This window comes from Pseudomonas sp. EA_65y_Pfl2_P78 (assembly GCF_963970495.1).
GTDB lineage: Bacteria > Pseudomonadota > Gammaproteobacteria > Pseudomonadales > Pseudomonadaceae > Aquipseudomonas > Aquipseudomonas baetica_A.
On the sequence record NZ_CAXAON010000004.1, the window covers coordinates 120,971 to 135,697 of the forward strand.

The 14,727-nt window shown below is 57.6% G+C and carries 14 protein-coding genes; 8 read left to right on the top strand and 6 right to left on the bottom strand.

What is annotated here, in order from left to right:
• The first annotated feature begins 99 nt into the window (after positions 1 to 99).
• From AACY02_RS05675 to AACY02_RS05695, 5 genes are all read left to right on the top strand, one after another.
• Positions 100 to 1,539 (top strand): aminotransferase-like domain-containing protein, encoded by a 1,440-nt coding sequence (locus AACY02_RS05675; RefSeq protein ID WP_221729294.1) that lies wholly within the window; start codon positions 100 to 102, stop codon positions 1,537 to 1,539.
• A gap of 78 nt (positions 1,540 to 1,617) precedes the next feature.
• A complete protein-coding gene (locus tag AACY02_RS05680; protein ID WP_339431119.1) occupies positions 1,618 to 2,088 on the top strand; it encodes a translation initiation factor 2 in 471 nt (156 codons plus the stop codon).
• A gap of 165 nt (positions 2,089 to 2,253) precedes the next feature.
• The gene (locus AACY02_RS05685) at positions 2,254 to 2,508 is read left to right on the top strand and encodes a YkgJ family cysteine cluster protein (RefSeq protein ID WP_339431120.1); all 255 of its coding nucleotides are present in this window, start codon (positions 2,254 to 2,256) and stop codon (positions 2,506 to 2,508) included.
• 41 nt (positions 2,509 to 2,549) lie between these two features.
• Positions 2,550 to 3,155, top strand: a complete 606-nt coding sequence (locus AACY02_RS05690; protein WP_221729291.1) for an START domain-containing protein — start codon at positions 2,550 to 2,552, stop codon at positions 3,153 to 3,155.
• A 314-nt stretch (positions 3,156 to 3,469) separates the two neighbouring features.
• On the top strand, positions 3,470 to 5,563 hold the full coding sequence (locus AACY02_RS05695) for an LTA synthase family protein (RefSeq protein WP_339431121.1): 2,094 nt from the start codon (positions 3,470 to 3,472) through the stop codon (positions 5,561 to 5,563).
• A 74-nt stretch (positions 5,564 to 5,637) separates the two neighbouring features.
• On the opposite strand, the gene AACY02_RS05700 is transcribed toward AACY02_RS05695, so the two are convergent.
• Positions 5,638 to 5,796 carry a DUF3309 family protein gene (locus AACY02_RS05700; RefSeq protein ID WP_339431268.1) on the bottom strand — a complete coding sequence of 53 codons (159 nt, stop codon included), beginning with the start codon at positions 5,794 to 5,796 and terminating at the stop codon, positions 5,638 to 5,640.
• A gap of 299 nt (positions 5,797 to 6,095) precedes the next feature.
• On the opposite strand from AACY02_RS05700, the gene AACY02_RS05705 reads away from it, so the two are divergent.
• From AACY02_RS05705 to csrA, 3 genes are all read left to right on the top strand, one after another.
• Positions 6,096 to 6,911 carry an SDR family oxidoreductase gene (locus AACY02_RS05705; protein WP_339431122.1) on the top strand — a complete coding sequence of 272 codons (816 nt, stop codon included), beginning with the start codon at positions 6,096 to 6,098 and terminating at the stop codon, positions 6,909 to 6,911.
• A 65-nt stretch (positions 6,912 to 6,976) separates the two neighbouring features.
• Positions 6,977 to 7,309, top strand: a complete 333-nt coding sequence (locus tag AACY02_RS05710; protein ID WP_339431123.1) for a YnfA family protein — start codon at positions 6,977 to 6,979, stop codon at positions 7,307 to 7,309.
• Between the two features lie 138 nt (positions 7,310 to 7,447).
• Positions 7,448 to 7,633: a carbon storage regulator CsrA gene (gene csrA / locus AACY02_RS05715; RefSeq protein ID WP_221729287.1), complete on the top strand. Its 186-nt coding sequence runs from the start codon at positions 7,448 to 7,450 to the stop codon at positions 7,631 to 7,633.
• A gap of 5 nt (positions 7,634 to 7,638) precedes the next feature.
• Here the strand turns inward: csrA and AACY02_RS05720 are convergent, their stop codons facing one another.
• The 5 genes from AACY02_RS05720 to AACY02_RS05740 form a co-directional block, all read right to left on the bottom strand.
• The gene (locus tag AACY02_RS05720; protein WP_003192759.1) at positions 7,639 to 7,866 is read right to left on the bottom strand and encodes a YheU family protein; all 228 of its coding nucleotides are present in this window, start codon (positions 7,864 to 7,866) and stop codon (positions 7,639 to 7,641) included.
• Between the two features lie 148 nt (positions 7,867 to 8,014).
• Complete coding sequence (locus AACY02_RS05725; protein WP_339431124.1) at positions 8,015 to 9,205, bottom strand: osmoprotectant NAGGN system M42 family peptidase; 1,191 nt, start codon at positions 9,203 to 9,205, stop codon at positions 8,015 to 8,017.
• A 165-nt stretch (positions 9,206 to 9,370) separates the two neighbouring features.
• Complete coding sequence (gene ngg / locus AACY02_RS05730; protein ID WP_339431125.1) at positions 9,371 to 11,119, bottom strand: N-acetylglutaminylglutamine synthetase; 1,749 nt, start codon at positions 11,117 to 11,119, stop codon at positions 9,371 to 9,373.
• A gap of 3 nt (positions 11,120 to 11,122) precedes the next feature.
• A complete protein-coding gene (locus AACY02_RS05735; protein ID WP_339431126.1) occupies positions 11,123 to 12,895 on the bottom strand; it encodes an N-acetylglutaminylglutamine amidotransferase in 1,773 nt (590 codons plus the stop codon).
• A 217-nt stretch (positions 12,896 to 13,112) separates the two neighbouring features.
• Entirely contained in the window at positions 13,113 to 14,504 is a 1,392-nt protein-coding gene (locus AACY02_RS05740) for a dermonecrotic toxin domain-containing protein (protein WP_339431127.1), read from the bottom strand.
• Positions 14,505 to 14,727: the final 223 nt, after the last annotated feature.

Consider the following 14,727-nt stretch of genomic DNA (forward strand, 5'->3'; position numbering starts at 1 on the left):
TATGGTCGACTAGAGTGACAACTGTCCCAGTACACTTCTAAACTGTTCCGGTATTGTTTCACACAAGAATAAAATGCCCGTGAAATCGAGTGCTGCGTCATGACCAATCTCTTGCTCTACCAACGTATTGCTCAGCAACTGGCCGAAGACATCCGCCGTGGGGTCTATCAACCGGGGGAGCGCGTGCCTTCGGTGCGCAAGATGAGTTCGCAACTCAACGTCAGCCATGCGACGGTGTTGCAGGCGTACGCCAACCTTGAAGATCAGGGGCTGATTCGCGCACGGCCCCAGTCCGGATATTACGTGCACCAGACCCCGGCGCTGACGGCCCCGACGCCCGACATCGCCCGCGTCGAACGGCCAGGTCTGGTGACTCGCAGCAGCATCATTCAACAAGTTCTGGTCGAGTCCCGCCGTGAAGGCGTATTCCCGTTGGGTGCCGCGGTGCCCAGTGTCGATTACTTGCCGGTGCGCGCACTTCATCAGCAATTGGCCAAGGTCACCCGGTTTCACAGTCCACGGGCGTTCAGCTACATGTTCAGCCCCGGTTTCGAACCGCTGCGCCGGCAGGTAGCGATCCGCATGCGCGATGCCGGTGTGGTGGTTGATCCCTCTGAAGTGGTGATCACCCATGGTTGTGTCGATGCCCTGCAGATGTCGTTGCGGGTGCTGACCCGACCAGGCGATCTGATCGCCGCCGAGTCGCCGACTTACTACGGCCTGCTGCAGTTGGCTGACCTGCTGGGTCTGAAGGTCATCGAAATTCCCAGCGATCCAGCCACTGGCATGAGCCTGGAGGCCCTGCAGTTGGCGGCCAACCAATGGTCGATCAAGGCGTTGGTGCTGACCACACGTCTGAGCAATCCGTTGGGCGGCACCATGCCTGAAGAGCGGCAGAAACAACTGCTGCGTCTGGCTTCGGATTTCGATATCCAGATCGTCGAAGACGATATTTATGGCGAGTTGATGTTCGAACAGGGTCGCACCAAGGCGCTCAAGGCTTATGACCGATTGGATCGGGTGATTTACTGCTCGAGTTTCTCCAAGACCTTGTCGCCCGGAGTACGCATCGGTTGGATGATCGCTGGCAAGTATCAGCAGGAAATTCAGCGTTTGCAGACCTTCAGCACCCATTCGGCGTGCAGTGTCACGCAGATGGGGATTGCGGCTTATCTGGAGAATGGCGGTTATGACCGGCATTTACGGTACATCCGCCAGGAATACCGAAAAAATCTCAGTGCTTTTCAACTGGCGGTGCAGCAGTACTTCCCCGAAGGTACGCAAATGAGCCGGCCCACGGGCGGTTTCATTCTGTGGGTGAGCCTGCCAGGCAGGGTCAATACTCAGGAGTTGCATGTTCGTGCGCTGCAACAGGGCATCAGCATCGCCCCCGGGCTGATCTTCAGTAATACCGAGCAGTTCAACCACTGCATCCGCCTGAACTGTGGCACCCCGTGGAACCGCGAGGCGGAGAGGGCGTTGATGACGCTGGGACTGCTGGCGACCCAACTGTGTCAGGAAACGGCTGGCGGATTTTGAGCCAGTGGCGGGTCAAACTTGTCTTGTGACGTCCAACAAGCGAGCATATGGCCCTCTGCCGTTAGCGTCGTTGGGTCCATGAAAGCGTTTCTTCCTGCCATGTGGGTTTTGCTGTGTTTGCTGATGATCGGTCATGCACCTGGTGTCTTGGCGGGCGCAACTTCAGAAAAACCAGCGGCTAGGAGCACAGTGAAAAAGCCGCCAGTAGTGAAAAAGGCAGTGCCTGCCGAGCACTCCCGGCAGAAAACCGTGAAAAAACGCACACCTGTGGCTTCCAGGTCGAAATCCTCCAGTGAGGTGGCTAAAACCAAGCTGCCGCCGGCAACACTGGACTTGAGCTTGCCCAAGGAGATGGTCCAGGAATTGAAGCCGAAGGGAACCGTTTCGCTGCCGAAGCACGAGGGCATCCTGCCGCAGTTTTTTGGCGAGAAAACCAGCGGCTTCCAGCTCAATGGCCGTTTGCTCAGCAACGAAATGCAGTTGCAACTGCGTAACGAAGAGCGCCGGGATATTGATGGCGCGGCGCTGGATTTCGAATTCAAGCAGTAAATACAACCCGTCTGTGACCCGCGAAGCAGGCGCTTTGTCGCAGACTGGTCAGTCACATTCACTTATCCGTAAAAACCCCGGTTCAGGGAATTTGAAACAGCCGTTTTAGCGGTTACTCTGTCCGCGTCCCTTTTACACATTGCCCGTCGCGAGGACTTGTTCGTCATGAAATGCCGTGAAGGCTGTGGCGCTTGCTGCATTGCCCCCTCCATCAGTTCGGCGATTCCCGGCATGCCTGATGGCAAACCTGCCGGCGAACGTTGCGTGCAACTCTCGGTCGAAAACCTGTGCAACATTTTCGGCCGTCCAGAGCGCCCGGCGGTCTGTTCCGGTTTCGCCGCCGATATCGAAGTCTGTGGCCGCAGCCAGGAAGAAGCGATCAGGTTGATCGGTTGGTGGGAGCAAATGACGGCGGCTTGATGTGTCAAACGAACGGAACTTCAACAATAAGGAATAAGACTATGGGTTCGCTGCATCGTATCGCTGTGTTGTGTGGTTTGACTGCCGTGCTGGTGACGTCGGTCGCGCAGGCTGAAGACTGGAAGGTCGCCAAGAACGAGGATGGCATCAAGGTTTCCCTGAGCGAAGTGCCGGGTTCGGACTACAAGTCCTATCAGGGCGTTGCTCTGATGAAGACCACCGTTGCCAAACTGCGTGCATTGCAGGAGGACGTTTCCGGCGCCTGCGCCTGGATTCACGAATGCAAGACCCAGAAACTGCTCAAGCACGAAGGTGATCAGAGCTGGACTTACACCCAGTTCAATACGCCTTGGCCGGTCACTCCGCGTGATTCGGTGCTGCACATCACGACCGTTGAAGGCGCCGACGGCAGCCTGACCCGTAACATGGAAGGTGTGCCGAAGTATGTTCCGGAGGAAAAAGGTTTTGTCCGGGTGGCTCAGGTCAAAGGCTTCTGGAAGTTTGTGCCAAAAGGCGATCAGGTCGAAGTGACCTATCAAGTGCACACCGAGCCAGGCGGCAGCGTGCCGGCGATGGTTGCCAACAAGTTTGTCGTTGATGCTCCGTTCAAGACCCTGAAAGCCCTGAAAGAGCTCGCCGAGAAGTAAACGCCCCGGATTCAGCAAAACGCCCCGATTGATTCGGGGCGTTTTGTTTTATGACTTTTTGTGTTTCCAGATAGGCGTTGAACGAAATTTTCACAAAGCGTTCAAGACAATTCGCCCGCGCTGTTTCCACGCTGTCCCTGTCTGCCGCCGCTTTGAATGAAAGTGTCTGGTGGCGGGGCACTAATCAATGGCAATGGTGCCGGTGATCGTGCAACATTTGCGCACCGCGCACGCCCCGGGGTCTGGAATGACCAATAGAGGGCATGGCGCCGCTGTATTTTGCAACTTCAACTTCCAATGGGTCCTAAAACGACATGGCAATCCCGGACGCCCTGAATCAGCAGCGAGCTTCTGCTCGTCTACTGCAACCGACCGTCAAATCGCATCTGGCCTACACGCTGCTTTGTGCGCTGGTCATGATGGTGATGTTTTCCGTGCTGCGCCTCGCGCTGCTGGTCTACAACCGCGAAATGATCCTCGATACCCCGGTTTCGACGTTCCTTGAAGCTTTCGTCAATGGGTTGCGTTTCGACTTGCGCCTGGTGGTCTACGTTTGCGTTCCGCTGGTACTGGCGCTGTTCAGTGCCCGGGCCATGGCGGCGCGCGGATTTTTCCGTCTGTGGCTGACCCTCGCTTCGAGCATCGCCCTGTTCCTCGGTCTGATGGAGATGGACTTCTACCGTGAGTTTCACCAGCGCCTTAACGGTCTGGTGTTCCAATACGTGAAAGAAGACCCGAAAACCGTGATGAGCATGCTCTGGTACGGTTTTCCGGTGGTTCGCTATTTGCTGGCGTGGGGCGTCGGCACCGTGATCCTGACGCTGGCGTTCAAAGGCGCCGACCGAGCCACGCGCCCGCGCGGGCCTTTCAGTGGTGGCAGTGTCAGCACGCGTCAGGTCGCGCCGTGGTATACGCGCCTTGCGGTGTTCGTGGTCTGTCTGCTGATTTGCGTGGTGGCCGCCCGTGGCACTCTGCGTCAGGGCCCGCCGCTGCGTTGGGGTGACGTCTACACCACCAATTCGAACTTCGCCAACCAGCTCGGCCTCAACGGCACGTTGTCGCTGATCGCGGCGGCGAAGGATCGGATGGGCGAGGATCGCAACAACATCTGGAAAGCCACGCTGCCACAAGAGCAAGCGCAGAAAGTCGTGCGTGAGATGCTGGTCATGCCGGACGACAAACTGGTCGATGCCGATATCGCTGCCGTGCGCCGTGACTACATGCCGCCGGCGGACAAGACCCTGCCGATCAAAAACGTTGTCGTGATCCTGATGGAAAGCATGGCCGGTCACTCGGTCGGCGCGTTGGGCGCACCGGGCAACATCACGCCATACCTCGACAAACTGTCGAAGGAAGGTCTGCTGTTCGATCGCTTCTTCTCCAACGGCACGCACACCCATCAGGGCATGTTTGCCACCATGGCCTGCTTCCCGAACCTGCCGGGTTTCGAATACTTGATGCAGACCCCGGAAGGCAGCCACAAACTGTCCGGCCTGCCGCAGTTGCTCAGTGCACGCAAATTTGACGATGTTTACGTCTATAACGGCGACTTCGCCTGGGACAACCAGTCGGGATTCTTCAGCAACCAGGGCATGACCAACTTCGTTGGCCGTAACGACTTCGTCAACCCGGTGTTCTCCGATCCGACGTGGGGCGTGTCCGATCAGGACATGTTTGACCGTGGTCTGCAGGAGCTCAAGGCCCGCGAAAACGGCAAGCCGTTCTACGCATTGCTGCAAACCCTGTCCAACCACACGCCTTACGCCTTGCCGACACCGTTGCCGGTTGAGCGCGTCACCGATCGGGGTTCGCTGAACGAGCATTTGACCGCCATGCGTTACTCCGACTGGGCACTGGGCCAGTTCTTCGAGAAAGCGCGCAAAGAGCCGTACTTCAAGGAAACCCTGTTCGTTATCGTCGGCGACCACGGTTTCGGTAACGAGCGTCAGATTACCGAAATGGACTTGGGCCGCTTCTATGTACCGATGCTGATGATCGCCCCGGGCATCCAGGAGAAGTTTGGTACGCGTGACCACACCGTGGGTACGCAGATTGACATCGTGCCGACCATCATGGGGCGTCTGGGTGGCGAAGTGCGCCATCAGTGCTGGGGCCGTGACTTGCTCAACCTGCCGGAAGGCGACACCGGTTTTGGTGTGATCAAGCCGTCGGGCAGCGAGCAGACCACTGCCATCGTCACGGCTGACCAGGTTCTGGTGCTGCCGAAAGAGAAAGAAATGGCGCCGAAAATCTATCAGTACCATTTGGGCGCCAACCCGGGTGGGGAGATCATTGCGAATGCTCCGCGCACTGCCGAGTTGAAACTCAAACTTGAGGCGTTCCTGCAAACGGCGACCAAGAGCCTGATGGAAAACACCGCCGGTGTGGTCAGCGGCAAACCAGACTGATGCCCGCGCAATAAAACGCCACACAAAAAAAAAAGAGGCCCTGAAAAGGGCCTCTTTTTTTTACGCTTGAATCGTTATATCCGACCGAGTAACAACAGTACCAACAGCACGACCAGCACAACGCCGATAATGCCGGATGGACCGTAACCCCAACTTCTGGAGTGCGGGAAGACCGGCAGGCCACCGATCAGCAACAGGACCAGGATAATGATAAGAATTGTGCCCATGTCGATTTCCTTGTTGATAACGTTCGAGAAGTCTTGGTGTTCTGGTCGACTGGAGACTCAGTAATTCCAGGCGGCTTATAAATTCCGACTGGTGCGAATGAAAGAAGATTCAATGTTTTTTTAATGTATTTGGATCGCTTGCTTATTTCCTTTTCCCCTTGCGAAAGTTCAGAACTTAGTCCCTCCCAACGAATCAAACGCGCCACGGTTTTTCCCTACCATTCAGCAATCTGATGGAGCGAGGCTGGCGGCACATCCTTCGCTACACTGCGCGCATCTTCCCCGGAACAACAAGGCTGTCTGCTATGCAAAATCGCATGATGATCACTGGCGCGGGCTCAGGCTTAGGTCGCGAAATCGCGCTGCGCTGGGCGCGTGAAGGCTGGCAACTGGCCTTGTCCGATGTCAGCGAACCCGGCCTGCAAGAAACCCTGAAACAGGTGCGCGAGGCCGGCGGCGACGGTTTTATTCAGCGCTGCGATGTGCGTGATTACAGCCAGCTCACCGCGTTTGCTCAGGCGTGCGAAGAGAAACTCGGCGGCATCGACATCATCGTCAATAACGCCGGTGTGGCCTCGGGTGGGTTCTTCAGCGAATTGTCGCTGGAGGACTGGGACTGGCAGATCGCAATCAACCTGATGGGCGTGGTCAAGGGCTGCAAGGCGTTTCTGCCGTTGCTTGAGCAAAGCAAGGGCAAAATCATCAACATCGCCTCCATGGCGGCGTTGATGCAAGGCCCGGCCATGAGCAACTACAACGTGGCCAAGGCCGGCGTGGTGGCGTTGTCGGAAAGCCTGTTGATTGAACTGGCGCAACAGGAAGTCGGTGTGCATGTCGTCTGCCCGTCATTCTTCCAGACCAACTTGCTTGATTCCTTCCGTGGGCCGACCCCGGCGATGAAAGCGCAGGTTGGCAAGTTGCTGGAAAGTTCGCCGATCAGCGCAGCGGACATCGCTGACTACATCTATCAACAAGTGGCCGCAGGCGAGTTCATGATCCTGCCTCACGAACAGGGCCGGATGGCCTGGGCGATCAAGCAGAAGAACCCGCAACTGCTCTACAACGAAATGATCACCATGGCCGACAAAATGCGCGCCAAGGCCAAGCAGAACAACGGGTGAAACTTGCCTGAAGGGGGGACGCGTCGTTAGGGTGGCGGCAATGGTCATCCTGTCGAGACGCGTCAATGCTCAATTACTTGTGGTTCTTGCTCGCGGCGCTGTTTGAAATCGCCGGTTGTTTCGCCTTCTTCATGTGGCTGCGTCAAGGCAAAAGCGCTCTGTGGGTGATCCCGGCGCTGCTCAGTCTGACGCTGTTCGCCCTGTTGTTGACCCGTGTCGAAGCGGCCTATGCCGGTCGCGCCTATGCCGCTTATGGCGGGATCTACATTGTGGCTTCGATTGGCTGGCTGGCCGTGGTGGAGCGGGTTCGTCCACTGGGTTCGGACTGGATTGGTGTGGCGTTGTGTGTGATCGGTGCGAGCGTGATTCTATTCGGGCCGCGGTTTTCTGCCGCTTGAACGGATGGTTTTGTGGGAAGTATCTGACAGCCCTGCGCTTGAGGGGGTGTAGGGCAAGACTGATTTGCCGATCATGCATTGTGGGGCGCAGGCAAGCCGCGCATCTTCAGCGTTCGCTAACCCTGAAGGACGAATCTCATGCTTGTACTCAGCCGTGTCGTCGGTGAGTTGATCTCAATCGGTGACGACATTTCCCTGCGCGTTCTGTCCGTGAACGGTTCCAGTGTGCGCTTTGGCGTCGAGGCGCCGCAGAACGTCAATGTGCACCGCGCGGAGGTCTACGAACGGATCCAGCGTCAGCAGGCCAGGCAAAAGGCCCGCTGAGGGTTTCAGTCGAACAGGTGCTTGGGCACGTCGTGCTTGAGCATCAACTGGCACTGCTCGCTTTCCGGATCGAAGACGATCAGCGCCTGGCCTTTGGTCAACGCCTGACGCACACGCAGCACACGGGTTTCCAGCGGCGTGTCGTCGCCATTGTCGGTACCGTCGCGGGTTACGAAATCCTCGATCAGGCGAGTGAGGGTGTCGACTTCAAGAGCGTCGTAGGGGATGAGCATGGGCACCTCGGCTAAATCAATGTCGGGATGCTACGGCGATTGATGTTTGGCTGCCAGTTTTGTGTTGCCTGCGCCGGCCCTTCGTGAGCAAGTCCGCCCCCAGAGTGAAACGTATTCCAACGGTGGGAGCGGTCCGGGCACCATGGATTTAACTGTCCGAACGTTGCCCTACCAGACTGTCCACCGACGGCACGCGCGTATCACTCTCCATTTGCGTTTCATGCTCGATCTGATGACTGAAGCGATCAAGCGACGCATTGGCCGGCGCCGCATCGCTGGCGAACACCGGAGGACTCAGAATGTAAGCCCCCAGCAGCCGACTAAGTGCCGCCAGACTGTCGATGTGCGTGCGCTCATAACCGTGCGTCGCATCGCAGCCAAAGGCGAGCAGGGCGGTCCGGATGTCATGGCCGGCGGTCACCGCCGAATGCGCGTCGCTGAAGTAATAGCGGAACAGGTCACGGCGCACCGGCAACTCGTTTTCGCTGGCCAGACGCAGCAAATGTCGTGACAGGTGATAGTCGTAAGGCCCGCCGGAATCCTGCATCGCCACACTCACTGCGTGCTCGCTGGAGTGCTGCCCCGGCGCGACCGGCGCAATGTCGATGCCGACGAATTCGCTGACGTCCCACGGCAATGCCGCCGCTGCGCCGCTGCCGGTCTCTTCGGTAATGGTGAACAGCGGGTGACAGTCGATCATCAGTTCCTGGCCGCTGTCGACGATGGCTTTGAGTGACGCCAGCAACGCCGCAACCCCCGCTTTGTCATCCAGGTGACGAGCGCTGATATGGCCGCTTTCGGTGAATTCCGGCAGCGGATCGAACGCCACCACGTCGCCGACGCAGATGCCCAGCGATTCGCAGTCAGCCTTGGTCGCGCAATAGGCGTCCAGACGCAACTCCACATGATCCCAACTGATGGGCATCTCATCCACGGCCGTGTTGAACGCGTGCCCGGAGGCCATCAGCGGCAACACGCTGCCGCGAATCACGCCGTTGTCGGTAAACAGACTGACGCGACTGCCTTCGGCGAAACGGCTAGACCAGCAACCGACCGGGGCAAGGGTCAGGCGGCCGTTGTCTTTGACGGCGCGCACAGCGGCGCCGATGGTGTCCAGGTGCGCCGAGACCGCGCGGTCAGGGCTGTTTTTCTTGCCCTTGAGCGTCGCGCGGATGGTGCCACGACGGGTCATCTCGAAGGGAATGCCGAGTTCCTCCAGACGTTCGGCGACGTACCGCACGATGGTGTCGGTGAACCCTGTTGGGCTGGGAATGGCAAGCATTTCCAGCAGGACTTTTTGCAGGTAGTTGAGGTCTGGTTCGGGAATTTGGAGGGTCATGGAAACTCCTGATGGGTTGAGCACATCGATGGTTTCGATGAGGAGAATTTGGGCTGCCTGATCTGGCCTGATCGCTGGCAGGCCAGATCCCACAGGTTGTGAGATGACCACAAAACCTGCGGGAGCGGGCTTGCTCGCGAACGCGTCAGTCGAGGCGCCGTATCATTACGAGTTGGCCGGCTGACTGTGCGGAAACAGCAAATCGACAAACCGCTCGGCTGTCGGTTGCGGCTCATGGTTGGCCAATCCGGCACGCTCGTTGGCTTCGATAAACACATACTCCGGCTGATCCGCCGCCGGCACCATCAGATCGAGGCCGACCATCGGAATGTCCAGTGCCCGCGCTGCGCGTACCGCTGCATCGACCAGCGTCGGATGCAGAATCGCCGTGACGTCTTCCAGCGTGCCACCGGTGTGCAGATTGGCCGTACGCCGCACAAACAGCGACTCGCCCGCCGCCAGGATGCTGCTGTAGTCATAACCGGCCGCGTGCAAGGTGCGCTGGGTTTCGTGGTCCAGCGGGATTTTGCTTTCGCCGCTGGTGGCCGCCTGCCGGCGCCGACTCTGGGCTTCGATCAGCGCGCCAATCGAGTGATGGCCATCACCGACCACCTCGGCCGGACGACGAATCGCCGCCGCGACGACTTCAAAACCGATCACCACAATCCGCAGATCCAACCCTTCGTGAAAGCTTTCCAGAAGCACCCGGCTATCAAACTGTTTCGCCGCTTCGATGGCCTGCTGCACCTCTTCAATGCTCTGCAAATCCACCGCCACACCTTGGCCCTGTTCACCATCAAGCGGCTTGACCACTACCCGCTGGTGCTCATCGAGAAACGCCAGGTTGTCGTCGGCGTTGCCCGCCAATTGTTGCGAAGGCAGGTTGAGCCCCGCCGCCTTCAACACTTTGTGGGTCAGGCTTTTGTCCTGGCACAGGCTCATGCTGATGGCGCTGGTCAGGTCGCTCAACGATTCGCGACAACGCACGCGGCGCCCGCCGTGACTGAGGGTGAACAGTCCGGCATCGGCGTCGTCCACCTGCACATCGATGCCGCGACGGTGCGCCTCCTCGACAATGATCCGCGCATACGGATTGAACTGCGCTTCAGGCCCAGGTCCCAGGAACAGCGGCTGATTGATGCCGTTCTTGCGCTTGATGGCGAAGGTGGAGAGATTGCGAAAACCGAGTTTGGCGTAGAGGCTTTTTGCCTGACGGTTGTCATGCAGCACCGACAGGTCCAGATAGCTCAGGCCGCGACTCATGAAGTGTTCGATCAAGTGCCGCACCAGCACTTCGCCGACGCCGGGGCGCGAGCATTGCGGATCCACCGCCAGGCACCACAGGCTGCTACCGTTTTCCGGGTCCTTGAACGCTTTGTGATGGTTCAGGCCCATGACGCTGCCGATCACGGCGCCGCTGTCTTCATCCTCGGCCAGCCAGTAAACCGGGCCGCCCTGATGATGCGGGGTTAGCCGTTGGGCATCGATCGGCAACATGCCGCGCGCCTGGTATAGCTGATTGATCGCCTGCCAGTCTGCCTCGCTTTGCGCGCGACGAATGCGGAAACCACGAAACACGCGGGTCGCTTGGCGGTAGTCGCTGAACCACAGGCGCAAGGTGTCGGAAGGGTCGAGAAACAACTGCGTCGGTTCGAGGCCGAGGATCTGTTGCGGTGCGGCAACATACAGCGCGATATCTCGCTCGCCTTGTTGCTCGTTGAGCAGCTCCTGAGCCAGCGTTGCCGAGTCAGGAAAGGTGTGGCCGATCAGCAACCGGCCCCAGCCGCAATGCACCGCAATCGGATCGGCGGCCAGTTCGCTGCCGTCCTCGGCCAGCCGCGCCTGCAAACGTTCATAGGACGGAGTCTGACCGCGCAACAGGCGCTGGCTGTAAGCCGTGGCGTGGGGTTTCATCGATCAGATTCCTTGTTCACTGAGCCACAGGTTCAGGGCCGCCAGTTGCCACAGCTTCGAACCACGCAACGGCGTCAGTTGGCCTTGTGGGTCAGTCAGCAATTTGTCGAGCATGGCCGGGTTGAACAGACCGCGATCCTGACTCGGATCAAGCAACAGTTCACGCACCCAGTTCAACGTGTCGCCTTGCAAATGCTTGAGGCCCGGCACCGGGAAGTAGCCTTTTTTGCGGTCGATCACTTCACTCGGGATGACCCGGCGTGCCGCTTCCTTGAGCACTTGTTTGCCACCGTCAGGCAGCTTGAACTGGCCGGGAACCCGCGCCGACAGTTCGACCAGTCGATAATCGAGAAACGGCGTTCGCGCCTCCAGACCCCAGGCCATGGTCATGTTGTCGACGCGTTTGACCGGGTCGTCCACCAGCATCACCGTGCTGTCCAGACGCAGGGCTTTGTCCACGGCGGCATCGGCACCGGGTTGTGCAAAATGTTCTTTCACGAAGTCACCGGCAGCGTCGTTGGCGGTCAGCCATTTCGGTTGCACGGTGGCGGCGTAGTCGTCGTAGCTGCGGTCGAAAAACGCCTCGCGATAGGCCGCGTAAGGATCGGCCGCACCGTCCACTTGCGGGTACCAGTGATAACCGGCGAACAACTCGTCGGCACCCTGGCCGCTCTGCACAACCTTGCAGTGCTTGGCCACTTCACGCGACAGCAGATAGAACGCGATGCAGTCGTGGCTGACCATCGGTTCGCTCATGGCGCGAAACGCCGCAGGCAATTGTTCGATGATCTCTTTTTCGTCGATACGCAACTGATGGTGCTGAGTGCCGTAGTGTCTGGCGATCAGATCCGAATACTGAAACTCATCCCCGCGCTCTCCACCGGCATCCTGAAAACCGATGGAGAAGGTCGACAGGTTCTCCACGCCCACTTCACGCAACAGACCGACGAGCATGCTCGAATCAACGCCGCCGGACAGCAGCACGCCGACATCCACCGCCGCACGTTGGCGGATCGCCACGGCGTCGCGGGTGCTGTCGAGTACGCGATCGGTCCAGTCTTCGAGGGTGAGGTTTTTCTCGTCCTCGTGTGGGCCGTAGGGCAAGGTCCACCAGGTTTTCTGTTCGGTGCTGCCATCGGCTTCAACGCGCATCCAGGTGGCGGGCGGCAGTTTTTCGATGCCGGCCAGCAGGGTACGTGGGGCCGGTACCACGGCGTGGAAATTCAGGTAGTGGTTGAGCGCCACCGGATCGAGAATCGGGTTGATGTCGCCGCCCTTGAGTAGCGCCGGCAAGGCCGAGGCAAAGCGCAGGCGCTGACCGGTGCGCGACAGGTACAACGGCTTTACGCCGAGACGGTCACGGGCGATGAACAAGCGCTGTGCATCGCGCTCCCAAATGGCGAAGGCAAACATGCCGTTGAGTTTGGGCAGCAGCGCTTCTCCCCAGGCGTGATAGCCCTTGAGCAGCACTTCGGTGTCGCCACCGGAATAGAAGGCATAGCCCAGCGCTTCGAGTTCGGCCCGCAGTTCGGGGAAGTTGTAGATTGCGCCGTTGAAGGCCAGAGACAGGCCTAATTGGCTGTCGATCATCGGCTGCGCCGAGCCGTCCGAAAGGTCCATGATTTTCAGGCGACGATGGCCCAGGGCAATCGGCCCTTGTGCGTGGAAGCCCCACGCGTCGGGGCCACGAGGGGCCAGGTGATGGGTGATTCGCTCAATGGCTGCAAGGTCTGCAGGTTGATGATCAAAGCGTAACTCGCCAGCTAATCCGCACATAAAGTCCTTACCGGTTTTTCCGTTGGGGAGGGGTCAAGCAGTACTACTCAATAAAACAGGGTACTCGGAAACTGACCCCCCTCGTTAAGTGGAGTTTTAGAACGATAAGTTATAAGGCTGATTTTGACGCTATCGCTGCCGCGTAATAGGCGGGCGTTGATTCTTCGCCGCTTGCGGATAATTGGACGGATTTTCGACAATTTTTTTTGAATAATTGTCAGTCGGCGTCCACCGGCAAGCCGTGTTGTTCGGCATCAGGCGGGGACAATCGCTTTTTCAGATCCAGCAGCCGTGACAGGGCGTTGTACTTCTCGATGGCGGTCCAGCTTCCCAGACCGGCGAACACGGAGGCCAGCAATTCATCCGTGGCGTAAGTGCGCAAGCGCTTGCTGAAATCATGGGTTGGGCTGACGGATAGTCGTCCTTTCTCAGGCAGGGTATGCGCTTTGCGCCTATTGGCGTAGGCGGGTTCGTTGACATTGGCGAGCGGCACCGCAATGTCCCTGGCATCCGCGGACAATTTATCCAGATAGCGATCAAAGAAATGTTTGTACAGCCCTTTCTTTAGCGGGATAAACGTTATGTCGTTGACAAACGAAATGCTATTCAGGTCCATTGCCTCTATTTCATTTTTTTCGGTATTGGTTAGTTGAGAGACGAGGCGTGTCCGGAATTCTTTATTGGTCAGGAAGTTGATGGAGAATCGGTATTTTGTCTGGTCTTCGTTGTCGTCCTGGTAAAAGCCGTCACCCGGGTCGTTGGGTATGTATACGATGTTATGGTCTATTGGTGATTGATCGGTCCGACGGCAGGTGATCAGAACGGCATCTGTGGTGTACTTGCCAAATAACTGTATCGAATGCAGTTTTATTTTACCGTTATTGATGTTGTCGCCAGTGTAAATATCCCTGTTGCCTTTTGTCAGACTCAGCACGGTGAGAAGCCGGTTCAAAGGGAAGTCGGTTTTTTTAAAGTATTTCTCATAGGCGCTGAGTTTCATGTTGAATTTGTGCAGGCGTGTGCCGATCAGCTCAATGTTTGAAACTTTAAACGTTCTGGCGATATGTTTCTGGTATTGGCCTCCCAGATCCAGATTGCGACTTAGAGCCGCAAACTCTTGTGCCGATACCCTGATCGCGTCAGGGTCGTCAACGGTTGACTGGCCAAGGATGTCCAAAATCTCGCTGTCATTCGAGAAGTAACCGGGAGCCGCTTCTTCGTCGGTGAAGTTCAGCATCGCCGCCTGCAGCAGGGTACAGGTATATGACTCACCGTCCGCAGAGTTTGCAGGCGTGAGTCTGATGTTGTCGTTGATGCCGAATCGTGTCCCATGGGTTTGTAGCAGTTCACTGCGAAGTTCGCGTCTGCAGAAACTTTCCGGTGTCTCCAGCTTGCCTGCCAATTCATCAATATAAGTCTGGTAGGGCAGCGCTTCATCGAGCGTTGCGCGCAAGGCGGCCAGCCTCGTGGGATCTTCTTTTGCCATACCGTGGGTAATGAAACGTTGCACGGCAGTTGCCTTGTCCTCAATCTGGACGGCATCGGAAATGTTTGCGCTGGCATCAACGTCCGATACCGTGGTGGGCGAGTTGTTTGTTGGTAAAGTCATGCGGGAAGTCCCTTTCGTAAATGAGATGTCATGTTAGGTGAGTTTGTCGTGATGAAAACAGTTTTATTATTGAATGGTTTTGGGTGTGTTTTCGGTTGGTATTTGAATGTTTGATATACATATGTATTGCACGATTTTGTGTGGTCTGTGTTTGCTGTAATGTGATTAACCTGCGTCGGAGTCTTCTGTTTTAATTCCAAGTGGATGTGGATAAGGTTAACGC

Bases quoted from the DNA above. Each gene is read 5' to 3' on its own strand.
- ngg (WP_339431125.1), bottom strand. From the start codon at position 11,119: ATGAAACCCCACGCCACGGCTTACAGCCAGCGCCTGTTGCGCGGTCAG.
- AACY02_RS05725 (WP_339431124.1), bottom strand. From the start codon at position 9,205: ATGACCCTCCAAATTCCCGAACCAGACCTCAACTACCTGCAAAAAGTC.
- AACY02_RS05740 (WP_339431127.1), bottom strand. From the start codon at position 14,504: ATGACTTTACCAACAAACAACTCGCCCACCACGGTATCGGACGTTGAT.
- csrA (WP_221729287.1), top strand. From the start codon at position 7,448: ATGCTTGTACTCAGCCGTGTCGTCGGTGAGTTGATCTCAATCGGTGAC.
- AACY02_RS05735 (WP_339431126.1), bottom strand. From the start codon at position 12,895: ATGTGCGGATTAGCTGGCGAGTTACGCTTTGATCATCAACCTGCAGAC.
- AACY02_RS05720 (WP_003192759.1), bottom strand. From the start codon at position 7,866: ATGCTCATCCCCTACGACGCTCTTGAAGTCGACACCCTCACTCGCCTG.
- AACY02_RS05675 (WP_221729294.1), top strand. From the start codon at position 100: ATGACCAATCTCTTGCTCTACCAACGTATTGCTCAGCAACTGGCCGAA.
- AACY02_RS05685 (WP_339431120.1), top strand. From the start codon at position 2,254: ATGAAATGCCGTGAAGGCTGTGGCGCTTGCTGCATTGCCCCCTCCATC.
- AACY02_RS05690 (WP_221729291.1), top strand. From the start codon at position 2,550: ATGGGTTCGCTGCATCGTATCGCTGTGTTGTGTGGTTTGACTGCCGTG.
- AACY02_RS05705 (WP_339431122.1), top strand. From the start codon at position 6,096: ATGCAAAATCGCATGATGATCACTGGCGCGGGCTCAGGCTTAGGTCGC.
- AACY02_RS05710 (WP_339431123.1), top strand. From the start codon at position 6,977: ATGCTCAATTACTTGTGGTTCTTGCTCGCGGCGCTGTTTGAAATCGCC.
- AACY02_RS05695 (WP_339431121.1), top strand. From the start codon at position 3,470: ATGGCAATCCCGGACGCCCTGAATCAGCAGCGAGCTTCTGCTCGTCTA.
- AACY02_RS05680 (WP_339431119.1), top strand. From the start codon at position 1,618: ATGAAAGCGTTTCTTCCTGCCATGTGGGTTTTGCTGTGTTTGCTGATG.